The sequence below is a fragment of the Lactobacillus sp. RTP31084st1_F9_RTP31084_210423 genome, from assembly GCF_040919545.1.
Taxonomy (GTDB): domain Bacteria; phylum Bacillota; class Bacilli; order Lactobacillales; family Lactobacillaceae; genus Lactobacillus; species Lactobacillus paragasseri.
Window position 1 is genome coordinate 184832 of sequence record NZ_JBCOVH010000001.1, and the last position, 24523, is coordinate 209354.

The 24523-nt window shown below is 35.5% G+C and carries 21 protein-coding genes; 17 read left to right on the top strand and 4 right to left on the bottom strand.

Annotation, left to right across the window (positions count from 1 at the left end):
* Positions 1-23: 23 nt before the first annotated feature.
* The 7 genes from AB5359_RS00955 (at position 24) to whiA (ending at position 10325) form a co-directional block, all read left to right on the top strand.
* Positions 24-1748: a phospho-sugar mutase gene (locus tag AB5359_RS00955; RefSeq protein ID WP_077410439.1), complete on the top strand. Its 1725-nt coding sequence runs from the start codon at positions 24-26 to the stop codon at positions 1746-1748.
* 97 nt (positions 1749-1845) lie between these two features.
* Entirely contained in the window at positions 1846-3861 is a 2016-nt protein-coding gene (gene uvrB, locus AB5359_RS00960; protein ID WP_039156081.1) for an excinuclease ABC subunit UvrB, read from the top strand.
* Positions 3862-3875: 14 nt separating this feature from the next.
* Positions 3876-6737: an excinuclease ABC subunit UvrA gene (gene uvrA / locus AB5359_RS00965; protein WP_048686363.1), complete on the top strand. Its 2862-nt coding sequence runs from the start codon at positions 3876-3878 to the stop codon at positions 6735-6737.
* A gap of 55 nt (positions 6738-6792) precedes the next feature.
* Positions 6793-7332, top strand: coding sequence for an HdeD family acid-resistance protein (locus tag AB5359_RS00970; protein ID WP_048686364.1), 540 nt, complete (start codon positions 6793-6795; stop codon positions 7330-7332).
* A gap of 118 nt (positions 7333-7450) precedes the next feature.
* Positions 7451-8326: an RNase adapter RapZ gene (gene rapZ / locus AB5359_RS00975; protein WP_003647006.1), complete on the top strand. Its 876-nt coding sequence runs from the start codon at positions 7451-7453 to the stop codon at positions 8324-8326.
* Between the two features lie 16 nt (positions 8327-8342).
* A complete protein-coding gene (gene yvcK / locus AB5359_RS00980; RefSeq protein ID WP_003647007.1) occupies positions 8343-9380 on the top strand; it encodes a gluconeogenesis factor YvcK family protein in 1038 nt (345 codons plus the stop codon).
* A gap of 3 nt (positions 9381-9383) precedes the next feature.
* Positions 9384-10325, top strand: coding sequence for a DNA-binding protein WhiA (gene whiA, locus AB5359_RS00985; protein WP_003648451.1), 942 nt, complete (start codon positions 9384-9386; stop codon positions 10323-10325).
* 53 nt (positions 10326-10378) lie between these two features.
* Here the strand turns inward: whiA and clpP are convergent, their stop codons facing one another.
* Both clpP and AB5359_RS00995 read right to left on the bottom strand, forming a co-directional pair.
* Positions 10379-10966, bottom strand: a complete 588-nt coding sequence (clpP, locus tag AB5359_RS00990) for an ATP-dependent Clp endopeptidase proteolytic subunit ClpP (protein ID WP_003647009.1) — start codon at positions 10964-10966, stop codon at positions 10379-10381.
* 141 nt (positions 10967-11107) lie between these two features.
* Positions 11108-12556 (bottom strand): APC family permease, encoded by a 1449-nt coding sequence (locus AB5359_RS00995; RefSeq protein WP_020806688.1) that lies wholly within the window; start codon positions 12554-12556, stop codon positions 11108-11110.
* Positions 12557-12989: 433 nt separating this feature from the next.
* Here AB5359_RS00995 and AB5359_RS01000 point away from each other — a divergent pair, with 433 nt between their 5' ends.
* The 10 genes from AB5359_RS01000 to AB5359_RS01045 all read left to right on the top strand — a co-directional run bounded on the left by AB5359_RS01000 (position 12990) and on the right by AB5359_RS01045 (position 23120).
* The gene (locus AB5359_RS01000) at positions 12990-14021 is read left to right on the top strand and encodes a sugar-binding transcriptional regulator (RefSeq protein WP_048686374.1); all 1032 of its coding nucleotides are present in this window, start codon (positions 12990-12992) and stop codon (positions 14019-14021) included.
* Between the two features lie 54 nt (positions 14022-14075).
* Positions 14076-15092, top strand: a complete 1017-nt coding sequence (gene gap, locus AB5359_RS01005; protein ID WP_048686376.1) for a type I glyceraldehyde-3-phosphate dehydrogenase — start codon at positions 14076-14078, stop codon at positions 15090-15092.
* Positions 15093-15194: 102 nt separating this feature from the next.
* The gene (gene pgk / locus AB5359_RS01010; RefSeq protein WP_003647013.1) at positions 15195-16406 is read left to right on the top strand and encodes a phosphoglycerate kinase; all 1212 of its coding nucleotides are present in this window, start codon (positions 15195-15197) and stop codon (positions 16404-16406) included.
* A 19-nt stretch (positions 16407-16425) separates the two neighbouring features.
* Entirely contained in the window at positions 16426-17181 is a 756-nt protein-coding gene (tpiA, locus tag AB5359_RS01015) for a triose-phosphate isomerase (RefSeq protein WP_368279950.1), read from the top strand.
* A gap of 42 nt (positions 17182-17223) precedes the next feature.
* Positions 17224-18522 carry a phosphopyruvate hydratase gene (eno, locus tag AB5359_RS01020; RefSeq protein ID WP_048686377.1) on the top strand — a complete coding sequence of 433 codons (1299 nt, stop codon included), beginning with the start codon at positions 17224-17226 and terminating at the stop codon, positions 18520-18522.
* Positions 18523-18645: 123 nt separating this feature from the next.
* Complete coding sequence (secG, locus tag AB5359_RS01025) at positions 18646-18879, top strand: preprotein translocase subunit SecG (RefSeq protein WP_003647016.1); 234 nt, start codon at positions 18646-18648, stop codon at positions 18877-18879.
* Positions 18880-18961: 82 nt separating this feature from the next.
* Positions 18962-21301: a ribonuclease R gene (gene rnr, locus AB5359_RS01030; RefSeq protein ID WP_048686379.1), complete on the top strand. Its 2340-nt coding sequence runs from the start codon at positions 18962-18964 to the stop codon at positions 21299-21301.
* A gap of 14 nt (positions 21302-21315) precedes the next feature.
* Positions 21316-21771, top strand: coding sequence for an SsrA-binding protein SmpB (gene smpB, locus AB5359_RS01035; RefSeq protein ID WP_003648457.1), 456 nt, complete (start codon positions 21316-21318; stop codon positions 21769-21771).
* A gap of 17 nt (positions 21772-21788) precedes the next feature.
* On the top strand, positions 21789-22358 hold the full coding sequence (locus AB5359_RS01040) for a GNAT family N-acetyltransferase (RefSeq protein WP_368279952.1): 570 nt from the start codon (positions 21789-21791) through the stop codon (positions 22356-22358).
* 192 nt (positions 22359-22550) lie between these two features.
* Positions 22551-23120 carry a TetR-like C-terminal domain-containing protein gene (locus AB5359_RS01045; RefSeq protein ID WP_048686381.1) on the top strand — a complete coding sequence of 190 codons (570 nt, stop codon included), beginning with the start codon at positions 22551-22553 and terminating at the stop codon, positions 23118-23120.
* Here AB5359_RS01045 and AB5359_RS01050 read toward each other — a convergent pair.
* On the bottom strand, positions 23117-23632 hold the full coding sequence (locus tag AB5359_RS01050) for a hypothetical protein (RefSeq protein ID WP_039156101.1): 516 nt from the start codon (positions 23630-23632) through the stop codon (positions 23117-23119). The genes AB5359_RS01045 and AB5359_RS01050 overlap by 4 nt on opposite strands.
* 30 nt (positions 23633-23662) lie before the next feature.
* Complete coding sequence (locus AB5359_RS01055) at positions 23663-24523, bottom strand: Cof-type HAD-IIB family hydrolase (protein ID WP_048686383.1); 861 nt, start codon at positions 24521-24523, stop codon at positions 23663-23665.

The window sequence follows — 24523 nt, forward strand, 5'->3', positions numbered from 1 at the left end:
AAAATTTACGTAAAGAGGAAATTATGAACGCAAAAGAAATTTATAGTCAATGGACTAATGCAAATAATTTACCTGATTATTTAAAAGATCAATTAAACAAATTAGGTAAAGATGAAAAGTGGATTGAAGATGCTTTCGGACAAGATATTAATTTTGGTACTGCTGGAATGAGAGGACGGCTTGAACCAGGTACTAACAGAATTAACTTGTTTACTGTGGGAAGAGTAACCGAAGGACTTGCAAGATTAATTGATGAAAATGGTGAAGAAGCTAAAAAACGTGGTGTCGCAATTTCTTTTGATTCACGTTATCACTCAAGAGAATTTGCTGAGCATGCTGCTCGTATTTTAGGTGCACATGGAATTCATGTTTATTTATTTGATGATTTAAGACCAACTCCTGAATTGTCATTTGCTGTTCGTCATTTAAATACTTTTGCTGGGATTAATATCACTGCTTCCCATAATGCTAAGCAATATAATGGCTACAAGGTATATGGTGAAGATGGTGCTCAAATGGCTCCAGAAAATGCAAATCGCTTGTTTGCTTACGCTCAAAAAGTTGATGATATTTTTGGCGTTAAAGCTGCTCCAGTAGAAGAATTGCGTGCTAAGGGTACATTACAATTAATTGGTGAAGATGTGGATGAAGCTTACTTAGCTCATTTGAAGGATGTTACTGTTGATCCTGAAATGGTTAAAGCTAACGCTAATAAGCTAAAGATTATTTATACTCCATTGCATGGTACTGGTAAAATGCTTTACGATCGCGCATTCAGACAAGGCGGTTTTGACAATGTCATTCCAGTTCCAAGTCAATCAATTATTGATCCTGAATTTCCTACAACTATTAAGCCAAATCCCGAATACCGTGATGTGTTTGAACCAGGCTTTAAGTTGGCTAATGAAGTAGATGCAAATGTTATTATTGCAACCGACCCAGATGCCGATAGAATGGGTGCGGCTGTTAGAAAATCAGATGGTGACTTCCAAGTTCTAACTGGTAATCAAATTGCTACTTTAATGGCATACTACTTATTAGTTCACATGAAAGAAAACGGAACTTTATCATCTGATTATGAATTAGTAACTTCAGTAGTTTCTAGTGCACTTCCATTTAAGATCGCTGATGATTTTGGTATTAAGACCAAGCATGTGTTAACTGGCTTTAAGTACATTGGTGAAGAAGTTGACCGCATGAACAAAGAAAATGACGGTAAATTCTTAATGGGCTTTGAAGAAAGTTACGGCTACTTATTTAAACCATTTGCTAGAGATAAGGATGCTATGCAAGGTGCATTGATGTTTGCAGAAGTAGCAAGTTACTATGCATCTAAAGGCATGACTGTTTTTGATGGTTTGCAAGAAATTTGGCAAAAGTATGGTGTGGCTTACGAAATTACCAGGGCTATTGAAATGCCAGGTATTGGTGGTCAAAAGAAAATGGCTGAATTAATGAGTAAATTACGTAAAGAGCACTTAACTGAAATTAATGGTGCCAAAGTTGTAAAAATCCAAGACTTTGAAACTCAAGAAACCATTGAAGGAAACAAAAAGACTCCATTAACTGGCTTCCCTAAATCTAATGTTTTGAAGTACTTCTTAGATGATGAAACTTGGGTTGCTCTTCGTCCATCTGGAACAGAGCCTGTAATTAAGGCTTATGTTGGTGTAAACAAGAAGGATATTGAAACTGCGGAAAAGGCAGCTGAAGAATATCAAGATGCATTAGCAAATTTATTAAAGTAATGCAAAAATAGTGCGAAAATACGTTCGCTGTAGTAAAATGAATACGTTAATAGAAGTTGGGCTATTTTAGTCCAACTTTTTTTGCGGAGGATCGAAAATGATTAGACGACAAAAAAACAAAAAATTTGAACTTGTTTCTAAATTTCAACCAGCAGGTGATCAAGAGCAAGCAATTAAAAAGTTGACTGATGGTTTTGAAAACGGTGAAAAGGCCCAAATTTTAGAGGGTGCTACTGGGACAGGTAAGACTTTTACTATGGCGAATGTAATTGCTAAATTAAATAAACCTACTTTAGTAATCTCGCATAATAAAACTCTTGTTGGTCAGCTTTATGGTGAATTCAAAGAGTTTTTCCCTAAAAATGCCGTTGATTATTTTGTATCTTACTATGATTATTATCAGCCTGAAGCTTATGTGCCACAGTCGGACACATATATTGAAAAGGATTCATCAATTAATGATGAAATTGACCAGTTGCGTCATAAAACTACCAGTGATTTAATGTCAAGAAATGATGTAATTGTCGTTGCTTCAGTTTCATGTATTTATGGTTTAGGTGATCCAAGAGAGTATGCAGCAAGTGTAGTATCTATCTCTGAAGGCCAAGAAATTAGCCGTGATGTATTACTACGGGACTTGGTGAATATTCAATATGATCGTAATGATATTGATTTTCAACGTGGTCGTTTTAGAGTCCGCGGTGACGTGGTAGAGATCTTTCCTGCTGGTTATTCTGATCATGCATTTAGAGTTGAATTTTTTGGTGATGAAATTGATCGGATTGTTGAAGTAGATTCTTTGACTGGTGAGGTAATTGGTGAACGCGAACAAGTTTCTATTTTCCCAGCAACACACTTTGTTACTAATGAACAAATTATGCAAAGAGCTTTGGCTTCAATTAAAGATGAAATGAATATTCAAGTTAAAAAATTCGAGGGAGAAGGTAAGCTTTTAGAAGCTCAACGAATTAAGCAAAGAACTACCTATGATATGGAAATGATGAGTGAAGTTGGCTACACTAACGGAATTGAAAATTATTCTAGGCACATGGAAGGACGTAAAGCTGGTCAGCCTCCGCATACTTTACTTGATTTCTTTCCTGATGATTTTCTAATTTTAATTGATGAATCGCATGCTACAATGCCAGAATTAAAGGCGATGTATAACGGAGACAGAGCTCGTAAGCAAACTTTGATTGATTATGGTTTTAGATTACCTTCAGCTCTGGATAACCGACCACTAAAATTAGAAGAGTTTGAAAAGCATGTAAACCAAATTATGTATGTTTCAGCAACTCCTGGAGACTATGAGTTAAATCAGACTGATCATAAAGTTGAACAAATTATTCGTCCTACTGGACTGCTTGATCCAGAAATTGAAGTTAGACCAATTAAGGGACAAATTGACGATTTAGTTGGTGAGATTAATAAACGAATTGATCGTGATGAACGCGTTTTTGTTACGACTTTAACTAAAAAGATGGCAGAAGACTTAACTGATTATTTGAAAGACCTGGGGATCAAAGTTCGCTATTTACACTCAGATATCAAGACATTAGAACGTTTAGAGATTATTAGAGACTTAAGGCTTGGTAAATTTGACGTTTTAATCGGAATTAATCTTTTGCGAGAAGGAATCGATGTACCGGAAGTGTCTTTAGTTGCAATTCTAGATGCAGATAAGGAAGGTTTTTTACGTTCAACTAGACCTTTAGTTCAAACGATAGGACGTGCTGCTAGAAACTCAAATGGTAAGGTAATTATGTATGCAGACTCAATTACGGATTCGATGCGAGAAGCAATTGATGCTACAGAAAGAAGACGTAGTTTGCAGATGAAGTTTAACAAAGAACACGGCATTACACCTAAAACTATTGTTAAACCTATCAGGGATGTTATTTCAATTACTAAAGATAGTGATGAGAAGGAAAATAAAGAAAGTTTTGCTGATCTAAACTTTGATGAATTGACTAAGAAACAAAAGCAAACCATGATCAAAACTTTGACTGCTCAAATGCAAGAAGCTGCAAAGAAACTAGATTTTGAAGAAGCAGCTAACTTACGTGATGCAATTATGGATTTACAAAAGCAAGTACATGAAAAGAAAAAGTAGAGGAGGAAAGCTAAATGGCAAATGATAAAATTGTAATTCATGGAGCGCGTGAACATAATTTAAAAGATATAAGTTTATCGATTCCAAAAGATAAATTAGTAGTTATTACCGGCTTATCAGGTTCAGGAAAAAGTTCATTAGCTTTCGATACTTTATATGCTGAAGGTAGAAGAAGATACGTTGAGTCACTATCAAGTTATGCTAGACAATTTTTAGGCCAAATGGATAAGGCTGATGTTGATTCAATTGATGGCTTAAATCCCGCAATTTCCATTGATCAAAAGACGACGTCTCATAATCCGCGTTCAACAGTTGGAACTGTAACAGAAATTAATGACTATTTGCGTTTATTGTGGGCACGCGTTGGTCATCCAATTTGTCCAAATGATGGAACTTTGATTGAGAGACAAAGCGTGGATCAGATGGTAGATCGCGTAATGGATTTACCTGAAAGAAGCAGAATTCAGATTTTAGCTCCAATTATTCGCGCTAAAAGAGGAGAACATAAGGAAGTATTTAAACGAATCCAGCGTGCGGGTTATGTACGGGTAATTGTAGACGGTGAAATGCATGAAATCACTGATGATTTTGACCTAGACAAAAATAAACGGCACAGCATTGATATTGTTGTTGACCGCTTAATTGTTAAAGAAAATATTCGAAGTCGTTTATTTGATTCTGTTGAAGCTGCTCTTCGTTTGGCAGATGGCTACATGGATGTTGATGTGATTAAGGGTGAACGTATTAACTTTTCTGAATACTATGCCTGTCCAATATGTGGCTTTACGGTCGGCGAAATGGAGCCTCGTTTATTTTCATTTAACGCGCCTTTTGGAGCTTGTCCTGATTGTGATGGATTGGGGATGAAATTATCAGTTGATGAAGATTTAGTTATTCCTGATAAGGATAAAACTTTAGCAGAGGGAGCTTTAGTGCCATGGTCTAATTCAAAATACTATACTGCCATGCTTGAGCAAGCATGTATGGCTTTAAAAATACCTGTGGACAAGCCATATAAAAAATTAACTAAAAAGCAAAAAGATCTAATTTTAAATGGATCTAAAGGGAAAAAAATCAAATTTCATCTTGAAGGTGACTTTGGTGTAAATGATACTGTTCAAGAATTTGAAGGAATTTTAAATAATATCAATCGTCGTTATCATCATCCAATGTCAAAATTTATGCGTGATGCAATGGGTAAGTATATGACTGAACTTACTTGTTCAACTTGTCACGGTAAGCGATTAAATGAAAAGGCATTAGCAGTAAAAGTAAATGGCAAAGATATTGCTGAAGCTTCTGATCTGTCAATTTCTAAGTCATTGAACTTTTTTAATTCAGTAAAATTAAGTGAACAAGAAAAGATGATTGCTAAACCAATTTTGAAAGAGGTACGTGATAGATTAACTTTCTTAAAGAATGTTGGTTTAGACTATCTGACTTTATCTCGTTCTGCTGGAACTTTATCCGGTGGAGAAGCACAAAGAATTAGACTAGCAACCCAAATTGGCTCTAATTTATCTGGCGTTATGTATATTTTGGATGAGCCATCAATTGGTCTTCATCAGCGAGATAACGATCGACTTATTTCTTCGCTGAAAAAGATGCGGGATCTTGGTAATTCTTTAATTGTAGTCGAACATGACGATGAAACGATGAAACAGGCCGATTACTTAGTTGATATGGGACCAGGAGCAGGTGTATATGGCGGAAAAGTAATGGCTGCTGGTACACCAGAAGAAGTGATGAAGAATCCTAAATCTTTAACTGGACAATATTTATCAGGTAAAAAGATCGTTCCTGTACCGTTAGAGAGAAGAAAGGGTAATGGTAAAAAAATTACTGTTACTGGTGCTGCAGAAAATAACTTGAAGGATATTTCAGTAGATTTCCCTCTAGGGAAATTTGTTGTAGTAACCGGCGTTTCAGGTTCTGGAAAATCAACTCTTGTAAACTTGATTCTGAAGCGTGCTTTAGCACAAAAATTAAATAATAATTCAGCTAAACCAGGAAAGTATAAGTCAATTAAGGGATATAAAAACATCGAAAAAATTATCGATATTGATCAAAGCCCTATTGGGCGGACACCACGTAGTAATCCTGCAACTTATACTAGTGTATTTGATGATATTCGAGCTTTATTTGCACAAACTAATGAAGCAAAAATGCGTGGATATACTAAAGCGAGATTTTCTTTTAATGTTAAGGGCGGTAGATGCGAAGCTTGTCATGGTGATGGAATTATTAAAATCGAAATGAATTTCTTACCTGATGTTTATGTACCTTGTGAAGTTTGTCATGGGACAAGATACAATTCAGAAACTCTTGAGGTAACTTACCGTGAAAAAAATATCTCGCAAGTTTTGAATATGACAATTAATGAAGCTTGCAAATTTTTTGAAAATATTCCTAAAATTCATCGTAAGCTACAAACAATCGTTGATGTTGGTTTGGGGTATGTAAAACTTGGGCAGTCAGCCACAACTTTATCTGGTGGGGAAGCACAGAGAATGAAATTAGCTTCTGAATTACAGAAGCTTTCCACGGGTAATAATTTCTACATTTTAGATGAACCAACAATGGGTTTACATACTGATGACATTAAGCGGTTATTAGAAGTATTGCAGCGCTTAGTCGATGAGGGAAATACTGTTTTAATTATTGAACATAACTTAGATGTTATTAAAAACGCTGATTGGTTGATTGATTTAGGCCCTGAAGGTGGAGATGGCGGTGGTCAAGTTGTGGCTACTGGTACTCCAGAAGAAGTTGCTGAAGTTAAAGAAAGTTATACGGGACAATACTTAAAACCAGTTCTCAAGCGAGATATTAAGTTAACTAAAAAGTTAATGAATAGCAAAGATGAGCAGGAATAAAGTTAATGGTGTTTTAGTAAATTAAGTGTAGAATATTATCTAGGAGGATATAAAAATGAACGATATTTATAATTCTAGACACCAAGGCTTTGATTGGGGTTCATTCATAGCAGGAATTTTGTTTATTGTTGCATCATTCTTACTATTACGTTACCCTGGTCGTGGTTTAAGCGCATTTGTATTTGTATTTGGTATTTTGTCAATTTTACAAGGAATTATTTGGATTTCCGCATATGTAAAATTCCATAATATTTTTGATTTAAGCTGGGTTACGTTAATTTCAGCAATTGTCGATATTGTAATCGGAGTTTTATTCTTATGTTCACGTGAAATTGGTGGATTAACCTTAGCTATTTTATTTGCTATTTGGTTCTTAGCCGACTCAATTATCGGTATTATCTTTTCATGGCACTTGCGCGAATATTCAACTGGCTATTTTGTTCTCTGCTTAATTTTGAATATTGTTAGTTTGATTATTGCTTTTGCTTTGCTATTTAATCCAGTGCTTGCTGCTATTACTTTGGTTTATTTGGTAGCATTTTGGTTAATGGTATTTGGAATCAATGAAATTTTTGTTTCATGGATGCACAGATAAAATAAAAAGTCGTTTTTAAAGTAGTTGATTATGATAACTACTTGTGACAACGACTTTTTATTTTATTCAAAAAATGAAACACCCGGTATGTTATAATAGCGATTAAGGAGGGATAGCTATGGCTGAACAAAAGAAACAATTATTGATTGTTACTGGTATGAGTGGCGCAGGTAAAACTGTGGCAATCAAAGCTTTAGAAGATATGGGATATTTTGTGGTAGATAATTTACCACCAGAATTATTGGGAAGTTTCTGGGAATTAATTAACAATTCATCAGATTTTAGTAAGGCAGCAGTAGTTGTTGACTTGAGAGTAAAAAGCTTCTACAAAGATTTGGTTGACGAAATTAAATCTTTAGAAGATAGTCAAAATGTTCAGTCGACTGTCTTGTTTTTAGATGCTTCAGATGATGTATTAGTATCTCGGTATAAGGAAACAAGACGTTTGCCACCATTAGCTCATACAGGACGCTTATTGGATGGAATTCAAGAAGAAAGAGCTATTTTATCAAGAACTAAAAATATATCAAATATAATTATTGATACCTCCCGTTTAACTACTAAGGAATTAAAAGCTAAATTAGTAGATAAGTTTGGAGATAATCAAACTCGGACTTTTTCAATTGAAGTAATGAGTTTCGGCTTTAAGTATGGTATTCCAATTGATGCTGATATTGTAATGGATGTGAGATTTTTACCGAATCCATTCTATATTCCTCAACTTAAACCATTTACTGGCTTAGATCGTCGAGTTTTTGATTATGTAATGAGCAAGAAAGAAACTAAAAAGTTTTATGCTAAGTTTTTAGACATGTTAGAGACGGCTATTCCCGGATATATTGCGGAAGGAAAAGAAAAATTAACTATTGCAATTGGATGTACTGGTGGTCAACACCGGAGCGTTTCAATCGCTCGCCAATTAGCAGTTGATTTGGCTAAGAAATATCCTGTTGATATTTCTCATCGAGAAATTAGTCGTTATATTGGACAATAAAGGAGATTGTTGGGAGATGGCGTACGGAGAAAATAAAATTGTACGTGTCATTCGCGGACGTCGCCCTAAAATTGTTGTTATTGGTGGTGGGACAGGGTTACCTGTTATTTTGAATGCTTTAAAGGAACAAAATGCCGATATAACAGCTATTGTAACTGTGGCAGACGATGGTGGATCATCAGGTGCAATTAGAGATTATATTAATGTGGTGCCGCCAGGCGATATTAGAAATGTGCTAGTTTCTTTATCCGACTTACCACAGGAAGAAAAAGATATTTTTCAATACCGTTTTAATTCATCTGACTCATTTTTTGCAGGTCATGCAATTGGAAATTTAATTATTGCCGCTTTAGATGAAATGCAAGGGAATATTTTTGATGCTGTTCAATCGTTATCAAGAATGATGCGAATTGATGGGCGAATTTTCCCTGCTTCAAACGAACCCTTAACTTTAAATGCAGAATTTATTGATGGGACAACTGAAGCTGGTGAAACAGAAATTACTTCAAAGGATAAGCGCATTAAACGGGTATGGGTAACTGATACTGATTCTGACGATGAGCCAAAGGCAGTTTTACCTGTTTTAGCTGCAATTATGCAAGCAGACGCAGTGGTTTTAGGACCAGGTAGTTTGTTTACCTCAATTTTACCTAATTTGATGATTTCTAATTTAGGTGATGCTGTGAGACAAACTAAGGCTGAAGTTATTTATATCTGTAATATCATGACGCAGCAAGGTGAAACAGATCATTTCACAGCAGCGGAACACGTTCAAGTTATTAATGATCATTTAGGTGGTCATTATATTAATACTGCCTTAGTTAACGGAGCTAAAATTGATATGAGTAAGTTTAATCCGGCAGATTATGATGCTTATCTTGAACCGGTAAGAAATGATTTTGCTGGGTTACGGGCTCAGGATTGCCGTGTAATTACGGCTGACTTTATTGATCAGCATAGTGGATTAGTTTTTCATGATGGTAAAAAAGTAGCCGATGAAATTTTAAATTTGGCTTTTGAAGCATATTGCCGAAGAAAAAAGGAACAGGATTAGTTAATGGTTTCATACGCAAGTGATGTAAAAAAAGAACTTACTAGTCTGCCAGTTCATCCAGAACATGCTAAGGCAGAATTAGCAGCTTTTTTGCGAATGAACGGAGTACTTAGTCTTCATGACCATCAATTTAGTCTAGATATCACAACTGAAAATCCAGCCATTGCTAGAAGAATATTTTCTTTAATTAAAACAGCCTATGGAATCGAGCCGCTGCTAATTGTTTCTAAGAAAATGAAGTTAAAGAAAAATTATCAATATTTAGTTAGGCTTCAAAAACAAGTTCATGAAATTTTAAGCGATCTAGAGATATTTGACAGTGATAATGGCTTGATTACCGGAATTCCTGAGAAGATTATGACATCAGAACAAAGGGCAATGTCATACTTAAGAGGCGCTTTTTTAGCAGCTGGAAGTGTGAATAATCCTGAAACGAGTCGATATCATTTAGAGATCTATTCTCTTTATGAAAATCATAATAATGATTTACTGGAATTAATGAATAGTTTCTTTTATTTAAATGCAAAAGCTACAAAAAGACGTAATGGATATATTGTATATTTAAAAGAAGCTGAAAAAATTGGTGATTTTCTACATATTGTAGGTGCCGTCAATGCAATGTTAGCATTTGAAGACTTAAGAATTATGCGGGATATGCGTAATTCGGTGAATCGGTTAGTAAATTGCGATACAGCAAATTTGAAGAAAACTGCGAATGCAGCAGCTAAGCAGGTTGAGGATATTCAATTAATTGAAGAAAAAGTGGGGTTAGAAAATTTGCCAGAAAAATTGGCAATCCTAGCACACTTTAGATTAATGCATCCTGAACTTTCACTCAAAGAAGTTGCAGCTCAGGTTCCAGATGGCCCAATTTCAAAGTCAGGAGTTAACCACCGTTTTCAAAAAATTCGTGAAATGGCGCAACAGTTAAAAGAAGAAAATTAGTCAAAAAAATAGAGCTCACATCTATCGTGAGCTCTATTTTTTGTTAAATTAAACTAGTCTTTCTTTTGGTTAACCAAAATTTCATCAATTAGACCATAGTCTTTAGCTTCTTCTGCTGATAAGTAATTATCGCGTTCAGTATCTTTAAGGATCTTATCAAGAGGTTGCCCAGTAGTTTCATGTAATATTTGGTTAAGCTTCTTACGACTCTTCAAGATTTCATTAGCTGCAATTTGAATGTCGGTTTGTTGACCTTGTGCACCACCTAAAGGCTGGTGAATAAGAACTGTTGAATTTGGTAATGCAAAACGTTTACCCTTAGTTCCGCTAGTCAAAAGAATTGAAGCCATTGAAGCAGCCATACCAATTGCAATTGTAGATACATCTGACTTAATAAAGTTCATTGTATCCATAATTGCGAGACCAGAAGTAATAACACCGCCTGGAGAGTTAATGTATAGAGAAATATCTTTAGTATTGTCTTGTGCATCTAAGAATAAAAGTTGAGCGATGATTGAGTTGGCCATTTGGTCGTTAATTTCACCGCTAAGCATAATAATTCTATCTTTTAATAATCTTGAGTAAATGTCGTAAGCACGTTCACCACGTGCAGTTTGTTCAATAACTGTAGGTACGAGCATTAATTTTACCTCCTAAACAAAATTAGCACTCTAATAAGTACAGTGCTAATTAAATCACTTACTTTTAATCATGTCAACTAATCAAACTTAATTTTATGTAGAACAAATGAACGATATAGCAAGCATATCGTTCATTTAAAGTTACTTCATTAATGGGTTAGTTCCATCTTCTCTTTTTTTGATTGCTGGCAAAATTAAGCCTAAAACAATCAAGATAATTGGAGTAATGATGTTAAGAAATAGGGTAAATGGATCTGGTGAGTAGATTCCTAAAATACAACATGCTGCTGTAACAATAAAACACCATATCCCAGCTGTATAAGCTAATCCTTGATTCTTTGTCATTTGGTAAGAAGTATCAAACTTCTTTTGTTGCTTTCTAAGTGCAATATATGCTGCGAATACCCATAAGTAACGCATTGGCATTGTAGTTGAATTTAATTTAACTAATTGAGCCATAACTGCCTGTGCATCAGGTAATAAAGCTTGTGCTGCAATTAAACCACCTGAAAGAATTACAACCATCCAGATACCGTTAATGTAGGCACCATGTTTATTTATCTTAAGAAGCTTCTTAGGAATAAAGTTTTTAGCTTCTTTACTACCTAGTAGCATTCTTAAAGGGGCATCAATACTAATAACTAAAGTAGAGAATTGGCCAATAACGTTACACCATGAATAAATATACATAAATAAACCACCAACATGGTAATACTCGCCTAAACGTTGAAAGGCCATGTAAGCACCATTTGAAATATATTCGTTTAGATTGTTGTTAACAACTTTAGGATCAAACATTAAAGCCATAGCAAAAGTTCCTAAAATTGCAGAAACCATGACCATAATTGCTAAAGCCATCATTGCTTTAGGAAAGTTTTTGGTTGGATTTTTAACTTTGTTTACATAAGGAGATATCTTTTCACATCCACCGACAGCAAAAACTAAAATTGAAAGAGATGTTAAATATTTAAGGTTGAATGTGGGCATTAAACTCTTCCAATTAAAATTGATTGAGTAATAACCAGCATGGGGGTTAATTGCTGGTGCAGCAAACATCATAATAATAAATAAAATTGACATGATGAACATTGATGATCCAGCGATAGTGGCTAAACTTTTAAGTACTGGGATACCTTTAGTAGTAACCCAGCAGAAAAAGAGGAAGACCACTAAAGTGGCAAATTGAGTCCAAGCAGTTGGAAGACCATCATACCATTTAGTGTTGCCGAAGATTCCCCAAGCCATGGCTCTTAAGCCACCAGTACCTTTACTTGAAATATATACTACGTGGCATGCCCAATATGTCCACCCAGCGTAATAGGCCCACTTTGCACCCATAGTAGCATTAACCCATGAGGAAACACCACCATTAGCATTTTTAAAAGTTGCACCTAGTTCTCCAACCATTAATGCATAGGGAACAAAATATAACAGGAACATTAATATCCAGCTGAATATAACTTTGGTACCGTCAAAGTAAACATAACCGTTAACAACGTTACCGAAGCCCCAGACAGTTGAAAATGCCATCATCGCTAGCGTTGGCCAGAGCATTTTTTTGGCATTAGACTTTTTTTCTTCTTCGATCATAAAATAACCTTTCTGTCTATGTACATAATTAACACCAAATTTAATTATAACGAAAATGCTTACAGATGATAGATTTTTTCTAAATAAAGTGACAAAATACAAAAAAAGACAGCCAGATTGACTGACTGTCTCGTACTATGCGCCCCCTGAGAGTCGAACTCAGATTTTAAGAACCGGAATCTTACGTGCGATCCATTACACTAAGGGCACGACAAACTAAAATAAGTATATCAAAAAAAGAAGAAAGTACAAATTAATTATTCTGAAGGATATATCTTGAATTTAAAAAAAGATATTGCTATACTAAAAAATGTCGAGAGAGAAATGTGAATCTGAAGTTAATCAATTCGCGTCTCTCTAATATTTTTAAGCTTTTTGGGTCGCTGACCGTCATATGGCGGTATCGATTTTGACCCAATAGAGGGAGCGAGCAATGGACTCGGATTTAACCTTGTTGCAAAGCTTAGTTCCTGATGTTTTAAAAATAATTCGGCAACGTTTTCTTGTTCTTGAACAGATTTCGCTGTTAGCTCCAGTTGGGCGACGAGTTGTTGCTAAAAAATTAGGATTAAGCGAGCGCAATGTGCGAACTGAAACTGATTATTTGCGACAATTAGGTCTGATCAATATTCAGAGCTATGGGATGGAATTAACTGATAAAGGAAAGAGAACTTTAAAAGAAGCTGTTCCATTAATTGATCGTTTATTCAATGCAAGCCAAACTGAAATTGAATTGGCACAGAAGTTGGGTATTGATCGAGCAATTATTGTTCCTGGTGATATGGATCGGCAAGAGCGTGTAGTTGATTTGATGGGTGAACAACTTAATTCTGCCCTGGATCTTCTTTTACCGCTAGGAAAAAGTATCATTACCGTATTGGGTGGTACTACTGTTGCTGGAGTAGCTCGTCATCTTTCTCCTAAATTAAGTCGCTATCGCGATTTGTTGTTTGTTCCTGGAAGGGGAGCAGTTGGAGAAAGTGTTGAAATTCAAAGCAATACTGTAGCTCAGATGATGGCATCTGAAACGGGAGGTAGGCATAAAGGCCTATATCTACCAGAAAATGTATCATCTGAAGCCTTGACTTTATTACTTCAAGACACAGATATTGCGAATGCGATTTCAAACATTTATAATAGTGATATGGTGATACATGGAGTTGGTAGAGCAGATGTCATGTCAAAGAGACGTGGCTTAGATGTTATGACTAATTCTAAGCTTCGAAATGATGGAGCTGTGGCCGAATGTTTCGGGTATTTCTTCGACCGACAAGGTAGACTTGTTAAACGTATCCCACGTATTGGTCTTCAACTAGAAGATTTAGATAAAATACCTCATGTATTCGCAATTGCTGCTGGTGCCAGCAAGGCTGCAGCAATTGCGGCTTACATGCATCATGCTCCCAAACAGACGTGGTTGATCACGGATGAAGGAGCCTCAAACTTGGTTTTAAAGGGGAAGTAATTCCCGTTTAAAATAAATTGTTACTTACATATTTCCTAAGGAGGAATATAGGATATGACAGTTAAAATTGGTATTAACGGTTTCGGCCGTATTGGTCGTTTAGCATTCCGTCGTATTATGGATTTAGGCGAAAAGTCTTCAGATATTGAAGTTGTTGCAATCAACGACTTGACTACTCCAGCACTTTTAGCTCACTTACTTAAGTACGACTCAACTCATGGTACTTTCAACCACGAAGTTTCAGCAACTGATGACTCAATCGTAGTTGACGGTAAGAAGTACCGTGTTTACGCTGAACCACAAGCACAAAACATTCCTTGGGTTAAGGATGATGGCGTTGACTTCGTTCTTGAATGTACTGGTTTCTACACTAGCAAAGCTAAGTCAGAAGCTCACCTTAAGGCTGGTGCAAAGCGTGTATTAATTTCTGCACCTGCTGGTTCAGACTTGAAGACCATTGTTTACGGCGTAAACGATGATACTTTGACTGCTGACGACAAGATTGTTTCAGCTGGTTCATGTACTACTAACTCATTAGCACCAATGGTTAATGCTTTACAAAAGGAATTCGGCATTGAAGTTGGTACTATGACTACTATCCACGCTTACACTTCAACTCAAATGCTTTTGGATGGTCCTGTACGTGGTGGTAACTTACGTTCTGCTCGTGCTGCAGCTATCAACATTATTCCTCACTCAACTGGTGCTGCTAAGGCTATTGGTCTTGTTGTTCCAGAATTGAACGGTAAGTTGAACGGTCACGCACAACGTGTTCCAGTTCCAGATGGTTCTGTAACTGAATTAGTTTCAATCTTAAGCAAGGATGTAACTGCTGACGAAGTTAACGAAGCAGTTAAGAAGTACGAAAGTCCTTCATTTGCATACAACGACCACAACATCGTTTCTAGCGACGTTTTAGGTATGACTGCTGGTTCAATCTTTGACCCAACTCAAACCATGGTAACTACTGCAGGTGACAAGCAATTAGTTAAGACTGTTGCTTGGTACGACAACGAATACTCATTCACTTGCCAAATGGTTCGTACTTTATTGAAATTTGCTACTCTTTAATCATTAATTAATTATTGATTTTAGTAAGCAGACGAGAGAAGGCGGAGGGAATTACTTCCTCCGCCTTTTTTCAAATAATCTATCGGAGGTAAATTAATTTAAATGGCTAAATTAATCGTTTCAGACCTTGATCTTAAAGGTAAAAAAGTTTTAGTTCGTGTTGACTTCAATGTTCCAATTAAAAATGGTGTTATTGGTGATGATAACCGTATCGTTGCTGCTTTGCCAACTATTAAGTACATTATTGAACATGGTGGTAAAGCAATCTTGCTGAGCCACTTGGGCCGTGTAAAGTCAGATGCTGACAAGAAGGAATTATCATTACGTCCAGTAGCAGAACGCTTAAGTGAGTTATTAAAGAAGCCTGTAACTTTTGTACCAGAAAATGAAGGTAAAGAAGTTGAAGAAACCATCGATAAAATGAAAGATGGCGACGTTATTGTTCTTGAAAACACTAGATTCCAAGATATTGACAATGACTTTGGTAAACGTGAATCTAAGAACGATCCAAAACTTGGCGAATACTGGGCAAGTCTTGGCGATGTATTTGTAAACGACGCATTTGGTACTGCTCACAGAAGTCACGCTTCAAATGTTGGTATTGCAACTGCTATGAAGAAGGCTGGTAAACCTGCAGCAGCTGGTTTCTTACTTGAAAAGGAAATCAAGTTCTTAGGTGATGCTGTTGAAAACCCGGTTCATCCATTTGTAACTATCCTTGGTGGTGCAAAAGTATCAGATAAGATTGGTGTTATTGAAAACTTAATTCCTAAGTCAGATCACATTTTAATTGGTGGTGGTATGGCTTACACATTCTTAGCTGCACAAGGCCACAAGATTGGTAAATCATTATTTGAAGCTGATAAAGTTGAACTCGCAAAAGAATTATTAGCAAAAGCTGGCGATAAGATTGTATTGCCTGTAGATAATGTTGCAGCAACTGAATTCTCAAACGATGCTCCTCACGAAGTTGTTGGTGATGATATTCCTGACAATGAAATGGGTCTTGATATTGGTCCTAAGACTGTTGAAAAATTTAGAGACATCTTAAAGGATGCTAAGACTGTTGTATGGAATGGACCTATGGGTGCATTCGAAATGCCAAACTACGCAGAAGGTACTTTGGAAGTTGGTCGTGCATTAGCTGACTTGAAGGATGCTGTAACTATTATCGGTGGTGGTGACTCAACTGCTGCTGCTAAGCAATTGGGAATTGCTCCTAAGATCAGCCACATTTCTACTGGTGGTGGTGCTTCACTTAACTACCTTGAAGGTAAAGAATTACCAGGAATCGCTTGTGTTTCTGACAAGTAAAATTAGGAGGAATTTTTAAATGCGTACACCAATTATTGCTGGTAACTGGAAATTACATATGAACCCAGAACAAACTGTTGAATTTGTAAATGCAGTTAAGGGTAAGTTACCAAATCCAAGTAAAGTTGAATCAGTTATTGCTGCACCTGCAGTTGATCTTTATGTTTTAAAGAAAACTGCTGAAGGCTCAAACTTACATACTGGTGCAGAAAATGCATACTTTGAAGTTGAAGGTGCATTTACTGGTGAAACTTCACCAAAAGTTTTAAACGAAATGGGTATTGACTACTGTATTATTGGTCACTCAGAACGTCGTGGCTACTTCCACGAAACTGATGAAGACATTAACAAAAAAGCTAAAGCTTTATTTGCTAATGGCGTAACTCCAATTATTTGCTGTGGTGAATCTCTTGAAACTCGTGAAGCTAATAAGCAAGAAGAATGGGTAGTTGCTCAAATCAAAGCTGCTTTAGATGGTTTGACTGCAGAACAAGTTTCTAAGCTTGTTATTGCTTATGAACCAATTTGGGCTATTGGTACTGGTAAGACTGCTTCTGCTGATCAAGCTGAAGAAATGTGCAAGACTATTCGTGAAACTGTAAAAGACTTGTACAACGAAGAAACTGCTGAAAACGCTCGTATTCAATACGGTGGTTCAGTAAAACCAGCTAACGTTAAAGAATTAATGTCTAAACCTGATATTGATGGTGGTTTAGTTGGCGGTGCTTCACTTGATCCAGAATCATTCTTAGCATTAGTAAACTACCAAGATTAATTAACAATTTATTTAAACGGAATTAGAAAAAGGAGAATCTCCATGTCTGTTATTACTGATATTCACGCACGTGAAGTTCTTGACTCTCGTGGTAATCCAACTGTTGAAGCAGAAGTTTATACTGAATTAGGCGGCTTTGGTCGTGCTATTGTTCCATCTGGTGCTTCTACTGGTGAACATGAAGCCGTAGAATTACGTGATGGTGACAAGTCTCGCTTTGGTGGTCAAGGCGTTTTAACTGCTGTTGAAAATGTTAACGGCGAAATTGCTAAAGCTGTTATCGGTTTAGATGTTACTGATCAACGTTTAATCGATCAAACTATGATCGATTTAGATGGTACTCCAAATAAAGGTCGTTTAGGTGCTAATGCAATATTATCTGTTTCATTAGCAAGTGCTCGCGCTGCAGCTGATGAATTAGGCTTGCCTTTATACGAATACTTAGGTGGTCCAAATGCTCATGTTTTACCAACTCCAATGATGAATGTTATCAATGGTGGTAAGCATGCAGATAACAACGTTGATATTCAAGAATTCATGATTATGCCAGTTGGTGCTAAATCACTTCATGAAGCTGTCCGTATGGGTGCAGAGACTTTCCATACTTTGAAGGGCTTATTGCAAGAACGTGGTGAATCAACTGCCGTAGGTGATGAAGGTGGTTTTGCACCTAACTTGAAGAACAACGAAGAACCATTTGAAATTTTAGTAGAAGCTATTCAACGTGCTGGCTACAAACCAGGTCAAGACATTGCTATTGCCTTTGACTGTGCTGCTTCTGAATTCTACAACAAGGATACTAAGAAGTATGTAACTGTTGCTGATGGTCGTGAATACACTGCTGAAGAATGGACTTCATTAATTGAAGATTTAGTTGACAAGTATCCAGTTATTTCCGTTGAAGATCCTTTGGACGAAAACGATTGGGAAGGTTGGAAGACTTTTACTGAACGTTTAGGCGATAAGGTACAAATTGTTGGTGATGATTTATTTGTTACTAACACTAGTTATCTTGAAAAAGGTATTAAGATGGGTGTTGCCAACTCAATCTTAATTAAACTTAACCAAATTGGTACTTTAACTGAAACTTTTGAAGCTATTGAAATGGCTAAGGAAGCACGTTACACTGCTGTTGTTTCTCACCGTTCTGGTGAAACTGAAGATACTACAATTGCTGATTTAGTTGTTGCAACTAATGCTGGTCAAATTAAGACTGGTTCAATGTCAAGAACTGACAGAATTGCTAAATACAACCAATTAATGAGAATTGAAGAAGCTTTGGGTTCAACTGCTCAATACAAGGGAATTCACAGTTTCTATAATTTACACAAACAATTTTAATTAATATTTAAAGTGAAAGAAAAATGGGTGTCGCTTAAGGTGGCTCCCTTTTTCTTTTAGCATTCGTTAGTTAAATATGGTAAAATCAGTACAGTAAGAAATTTAGGTAATGGAGGCAGCGCTTTGTATAATATCGTCATGACGCTACTCATCATTGTGAGCTTTTTAATTATTATTGCTACATTGATGCAGCCGCAAAAGCAACAAGATGCCTTAAACGCATTGTCCGGCGGTGCAGTATTTAGTGGCCAGACAAAAAAGCGTGGATTTGAAGCATTAATGGAAAGAATTACCGCTGTATTGTTGGTTCTCTTTTTCGCTCTTGCTTTGATCTTGGCAATACTTTCATCCAAGTAAAAAAAGCCTTCCGGTCATAGGGGGGCTTTTTAATTTCTTTTAGCTTAACTTATCTTATAAAGAAATTGAGGCAAATTAGATAATGACACAAAATGAACGAGTTTTAGCTGATGTTTATGAGACATTCAGACATAATCCTCAAGAGCAATACGATGTAGATCAACTTGAAAATGATCTCAGCCGTAATCAAAGATTAAATTTTCCAGATTTAGTTAAAGCTTTAACTTTTTTAGAGCACAGTAAAAAAATTGTAACTGATGGTCAAGGAAAATATCAGTTGAATCAATTGAATACTGTTGCTGAAGGTACATTTAAAGCAAATGATAAAGGATTTGGTTTTGTTAAATTTGATGATGAAAGTATGGAAGATGCTTTTATTGATAAGCACAATACTAAGTTTGCAATTGATGGAGACCATGTTAAAGTAAAGATCATCGCAGGTGCAAATCCATGGAATGGCAGAGGACCTGAGGGTAAAATTGAGGAAATTACTGAACGTGGAGTTGAAACTTTAGTTGGTGAATTTCATCCGTATGCTGATGAAGTAGTAAAATCAAGTGGCTTTTACAGTTATGTTGTTAGTGAAAATCGTAAGTTAAAGAAATATAAGATTAATATCACCGATAACGGTGTTAAGCCACAAATGGGTGATATGGTAAAAATTTCTATTACCAAATATCCTAACGAAGATCAACCTGATGAAATGCAAGGTGTAGCTCTTTTAACTATTGGTAATAAGAATGATCCTGGTGTTGATATTATGTCAATTGTAGTTGACAATGATATTCGAACTGATTGGCCTGAAGATGCTATGGATCAGGCAAATAATATTCCAGATCATGTAACAGAGGAAGAAAAAGCAAAACGTGTTGATATTACTGATCAACCTGCTGTAACAATTGATGGGGACGATTCTAAAGACTTTGATGATGCTGTAGTAGTTTGGAAGCTTCCTAATGGTAATTATCACCTAGGTGTACATATTGCTGATGTGTCCCATTATGTAAAAGAAGGAAGTCCTTTAGATAAAGAAGCTTTTGCTCGTGGTAATAGTACTTACTTAGTTGACCGTGTTATTCCAATGCTTCCATTCAGATTATCAAATGGTATTTGTTCGCTTAATGAAGGCGTTGAACGTTTGGTTCTTTCATGTGATATGGAGATAACACCAGAAGGTAAGCGTGTTGGGTATAGAATATATCCATCAGTTATGAAATCCCATGGTCGTTTAACATATAACAACGTTAATAAAGTTCTTGATCCAAATAATCATGAAAAGCTAGAGCAAAAATATGAAGACGTTGCTCCAATGCTTCATGACATGGCTGATTTACATAGTATTTTATATAAACAGCGTCACCAACGCGGGGCAATTGATTTCGAAGAACCAGAAGCTAAGATTATTGTTGATGATAAAGGTAAGCCAACTGATATTGTTCTTCATGAACGTGGTACTGCTGAAAAAATGATTGAATCATTTATGTTAATGGCGAATGAAACAGTTGCTGAAGATTATTACAAGAAGCATGTTCCTTTTCTTTACCGTGTTCACGAAACTCCAGATCAAGAAAAGATGCAATCATTCTTTGAATTTGTAAGTGCATTTGGCTTAAATGTAAAAGCTGATCCAAATGATGTAAAACCAAAAGATTTACAGAAGGTGGTAGCTAAGACTGAAGGTACACCTGAAGAAGCAGTTGTGCAAATGATGATGCTTCGTAGTTTGAAACAAGCACATTATTCTCCAGAACCACTTGGTCACTTCGGTTTGGCAGCTAAATACTACACTCACTTTACTTCTCCAATTCGTCGTTATTCTGACTTAATGGTCCACCGAATGATTCATGAATATGCTGATAAAAAGATGGATAAGGATGTCCAAAAACATTTCAAGTCACAGCTTCCTGATGTTGCTGAACAAACTTCAACACAAGAAAGAAAGTCAATTGATACTGAACGTGGTGTAAATGATTTGAAGATGACGGAATTCATGGCTGATAAAGTTGGTCAAACTTTTGATGCTATTGTTTCATCAGTAACAAGTTTTGGGATGTTTATTCAATTGCCAAATACTGTTGAAGGTTTGATTCATATTTCTAACTTAAACGATGATTATTACAACTTTGATGAAAAGTCATTGACTTTAACAGGTCGCAATTCTCACAAGCAATTTAAGATTGGAATGCCAATTAAGGTTAAGTTAATCAATGCAGATGTTGAGCAACATCAATTAGACTTTGAAATTTATGATCCAAATGCCAAAAAACGTCCACAAAGAGGTTATAGTCGCGGTAAGCGTAGCTTTAATAAGGGACATAGAAATAATAATGGTAAGAATAATAAATCTTTCCGTGTAAATAATGGTCATAATTTTAAGATTCGCCATCGTCAGAATACAACTGTTAAAACTAATAAAAAGTAATTAGGAAGAAAACGATGAAACAAAAAGCAGATAACTTGATTGCTCAGAATAAAAAGGCAAATCATGACTATTTTATTAAAGATACTCTTGAAGCAGGAATCGCTTTAACTGGTACCGAGATTAAATCAGTTCGTGCTCGCAGAATTAATTTACGTGATGGATATGTTCAAATAATTAATGGATCTGCTTTTTTAGAAAATGTTCATATTAGTGAATATAAAGAAGGTAATCGCTACAATCATGATCCTTTGAGATCACGGCGCTTATTGCTTCATAAAAGAGAAATTGCTCGTCTAGCTGGAATTCAAGCTCAACAAGGAATGACAATTATTCCTTTGAAAGTTTATTTGAAGCATGGTTTTGCCAAAGTATTAATAGGCGTTGGTCAGGGGAAGAAGCAATACGATAAGCGACAAACAATTAAAAAACGTGATCAAGATCGAGAAATTCACCGCAAGTATGGAATTTAATTAAGTAGGTAGGTAAAATGATTAGAAAGGCAAAATTAACTGATTTCCCGTTAGTTTTTCCAATTTTAAAACAAATTTTTGATGAAATGGATATGGATACCATTAAAGCACTTCCAGAAAGTCAATTCTATGATTTGATGAAGCATGGCTTCTATTCACCTCATTATCGGTATTCTCATAATCGAATGTGGGTAGAAGCAGATGAAATGGATCGTCCAGTTGGGATAATGGTAATGTATGGTTATGATGATCAAGGACTAATTGATATTTCATTAAAAAGTTCATATCCTAAGGTCGGACTGCCTCTTGATGCAATCATTTTTTCAGATAAAGAAGCATTGCCACATGAATGGTATCTGGATGCTATTGCAGTTTCTCCCAAACATTGGGGAGAAGGTATTGGACAGCAATTAATTAAGTTTGCTCTTGAAGTTGCTAAGCAGAAGGGATATAAAAAGATCAGTTTGAACGTTGATCAAGATAATCCTAGAGCAGCTCGTCTGTATGATTACATGGGCTTTAAAACAACTTCGACAATGACGATAGGAGACCGTATGTATAATCATATGGTTAAAAAAGTTAATTAAATCAAAAGAGAATTAATCGTAGGTTAAATAGATTAATTCTCTTTTTTGATTATTAAATTTAAAGAAATATTTAAAAATAACACTATTTACATTATTACTATTGTCTAGATTGATAAAACCTGATAAAGTAATAAAACTGTCAGTCATAGAAAGGTAGCGTGATCCTTTTTTTAGAAAGGAAATAAAAATGAGATGTTGGCAGAATTGGAAAGAGTTCAAATAACTTTACATAGTATGTTATCTGAACCAAATGTAAAGAAAGTAAATATTTCGAAACTTTGTAGTAAAGCAAAAATTAGTCGAAAAACTTTTTACTTACGATATGGAAAGATAAATAACTGTATCGAAGCCTGTATTTTGTTTGAATTAAGAAAAGAATTACGCAAAAACAAAAAAGAAAGTCTAAATCAACTTCTTAATGTTTTATGTGAATATATTCAGAAAAATAAACAGTATTTTTATAATGCTTATCATTTAAGTGAACAAGATTGTATGTGTGAAAAGATGAAAGAGCATTTCTTTCGGTATATTCGATCTTATGTTTATAAAAGAGGAAGTTTTTCAGAACTTATACTTAAACAATTGACCAACTTGTTATATGATCGAATTTGTTTTTGGATTAGCCATGGATGTAATAAAAACTATAGTTTCTTACTGGAAGAATTAGCGATTATTATTGAATTGATTGATTTTCAAAAACAAATTTGTTCTCATAAATTTCAAGTCTTTAATTTCTCACACTACTATTTAAACTACGACTAAGAGAGAGCGTTAACTCTATTTTGAAAATTAAAAGTTGGTAGGAATAAAGGTTTAGTATGCCATTGTGTGAAGAGCAGACTAATTAAAATAATAAAAGGGACATCTTCGGGACGTGAAATATCACAGCTCCAAGTAAGTCCAGCATCAGTGACTAGCGAACAAACGCTAGCCACTTTTTTAATGCCTGAATAAAAACTATATCTGCCTTGTTTTAAACTTCCTTTAATCCAATAGTTTAATCTAGTAATATAGAATAAATTTGCAAACCGACTATTTATTTTTTTTACTTTGACTAGGGAGTGGTTGATTACATCAACGCTATAGCTAGTTAGAAGAAGATTAGAGTCTAAATAGAGCCGCCCAATCTCAACATGATTAATATCAGTGAGAATGATCGGTTGATTAAACTCATTAAGGTTTCCTTTTAAAATATAGACAATCTCTCCCTGGTGGTTTTTGACCGGGATTTGACCACAAGTTTGACCTTGGGTAAGTTGGACAGTATAACGCATAATTTCATCTGCCTTTAGGGAAAATTATGTTTATTTACAGAAATGGCGAATTGCATATGCAACACCATTCTCATTATTGGTTTTAGTAATAAAATTAGCAATTTTTTTGATTTCAGGTGCGGCATTTTCCATTGCAACACCAATACCGGCCATTCGAATCATTGATTCGTCATTAAGATTATCACCAATAGCCATCACTTCATTAGGCTGATAGCCCTGCAGTTTTGCGTAATCCATTAAAGCAATTCCTTTTTGAGCCTTAATATTATTTATTTCAATGTTAGTTGAAGAACTTGCAGTAACAATTAAATCACCAATTTTTTTAATTTCTTCGCGAATATGATTAAAGACTTTTGGACCATCTGGATGAAAAGCGACAAATTTCATTGCTTCAAATGATGGCTTTTTAAGTAGGTCTTTAAAATCAGGGACGTATTTGATTTTCATGATTTCGTCGGAGCCAGCAGCAAAAGAAACTGCTTTTTTGAAAGTTAGTTTTTTATTAAGGTCAACTAAAAGATCAGAAAAGTTAGCGATCCTTCGCAAACGAGAATCAGAATAAACATGATCTGCTCCCACTATCTCAAAATAGAAGCCAGAATCTTTAAGTAACTTATTAATCTTGAAGCTCTCTTCTTTAGGTATTGGCTCATTTACAATTAATTTGCCCGCCGTATTAAAAACCATTGCACCATTTAAGTTAATGAAACCAGTGTGAAGTCCAGCTTTTGCCAATATTCCTTGCGACTCAGAAGGTGCCCGCCCAGTTGCTACTAAAAATTCGATTCCTTTAGCTTGTGCTTCTTTAATAGCAGAAATATTTTCAGATGAAATTTGCATTTGTTTATTTAATAGTGTGCCATCCATATCGCTTGCAATAAGTTTAATCAT

What these genes read in the sequence shown, in the direction of transcription:
- AB5359_RS00955 (WP_077410439.1), top strand. Translation starts at nt 24, where the DNA reads ATGAACGCAAAAGAAATTTATAGTCAATGGACTAATGCAAATAATTTA.
- uvrB (WP_039156081.1), top strand. Translation starts at nt 1,846, where the DNA reads ATGATTAGACGACAAAAAAACAAAAAATTTGAACTTGTTTCTAAATTT.
- uvrA (WP_048686363.1), top strand. Translation starts at nt 3,876, where the DNA reads ATGGCAAATGATAAAATTGTAATTCATGGAGCGCGTGAACATAATTTA.
- AB5359_RS00970 (WP_048686364.1), top strand. Translation starts at nt 6,793, where the DNA reads ATGAACGATATTTATAATTCTAGACACCAAGGCTTTGATTGGGGTTCA.
- rapZ (WP_003647006.1), top strand. Translation starts at nt 7,451, where the DNA reads ATGGCTGAACAAAAGAAACAATTATTGATTGTTACTGGTATGAGTGGC.
- yvcK (WP_003647007.1), top strand. Translation starts at nt 8,343, where the DNA reads ATGGCGTACGGAGAAAATAAAATTGTACGTGTCATTCGCGGACGTCGC.
- whiA (WP_003648451.1), top strand. Translation starts at nt 9,384, where the DNA reads ATGGTTTCATACGCAAGTGATGTAAAAAAAGAACTTACTAGTCTGCCA.
- clpP (WP_003647009.1), bottom strand. Translation starts at nt 10,966, where the DNA reads ATGCTCGTACCTACAGTTATTGAACAAACTGCACGTGGTGAACGTGCT.
- AB5359_RS00995 (WP_020806688.1), bottom strand. Translation starts at nt 12,556, where the DNA reads ATGATCGAAGAAGAAAAAAAGTCTAATGCCAAAAAAATGCTCTGGCCA.
- AB5359_RS01000 (WP_048686374.1), top strand. Translation starts at nt 12,990, where the DNA reads ATGGACTCGGATTTAACCTTGTTGCAAAGCTTAGTTCCTGATGTTTTA.
- gap (WP_048686376.1), top strand. Translation starts at nt 14,076, where the DNA reads ATGACAGTTAAAATTGGTATTAACGGTTTCGGCCGTATTGGTCGTTTA.
- pgk (WP_003647013.1), top strand. Translation starts at nt 15,195, where the DNA reads ATGGCTAAATTAATCGTTTCAGACCTTGATCTTAAAGGTAAAAAAGTT.
- tpiA (WP_368279950.1), top strand. Translation starts at nt 16,426, where the DNA reads ATGCGTACACCAATTATTGCTGGTAACTGGAAATTACATATGAACCCA.
- eno (WP_048686377.1), top strand. Translation starts at nt 17,224, where the DNA reads ATGTCTGTTATTACTGATATTCACGCACGTGAAGTTCTTGACTCTCGT.
- rnr (WP_048686379.1), top strand. Translation starts at nt 18,962, where the DNA reads ATGACACAAAATGAACGAGTTTTAGCTGATGTTTATGAGACATTCAGA.
- smpB (WP_003648457.1), top strand. Translation starts at nt 21,316, where the DNA reads ATGAAACAAAAAGCAGATAACTTGATTGCTCAGAATAAAAAGGCAAAT.
- AB5359_RS01040 (WP_368279952.1), top strand. Translation starts at nt 21,789, where the DNA reads ATGATTAGAAAGGCAAAATTAACTGATTTCCCGTTAGTTTTTCCAATT.
- AB5359_RS01045 (WP_048686381.1), top strand. Translation starts at nt 22,551, where the DNA reads ATGTTGGCAGAATTGGAAAGAGTTCAAATAACTTTACATAGTATGTTA.
- AB5359_RS01050 (WP_039156101.1), bottom strand. Translation starts at nt 23,632, where the DNA reads ATGCGTTATACTGTCCAACTTACCCAAGGTCAAACTTGTGGTCAAATC.
- AB5359_RS01055 (WP_048686383.1), bottom strand. Translation starts at nt 24,523, where the DNA reads ATGATTAAACTTATTGCAAGCGATATGGATGGCACACTATTAAATAAA.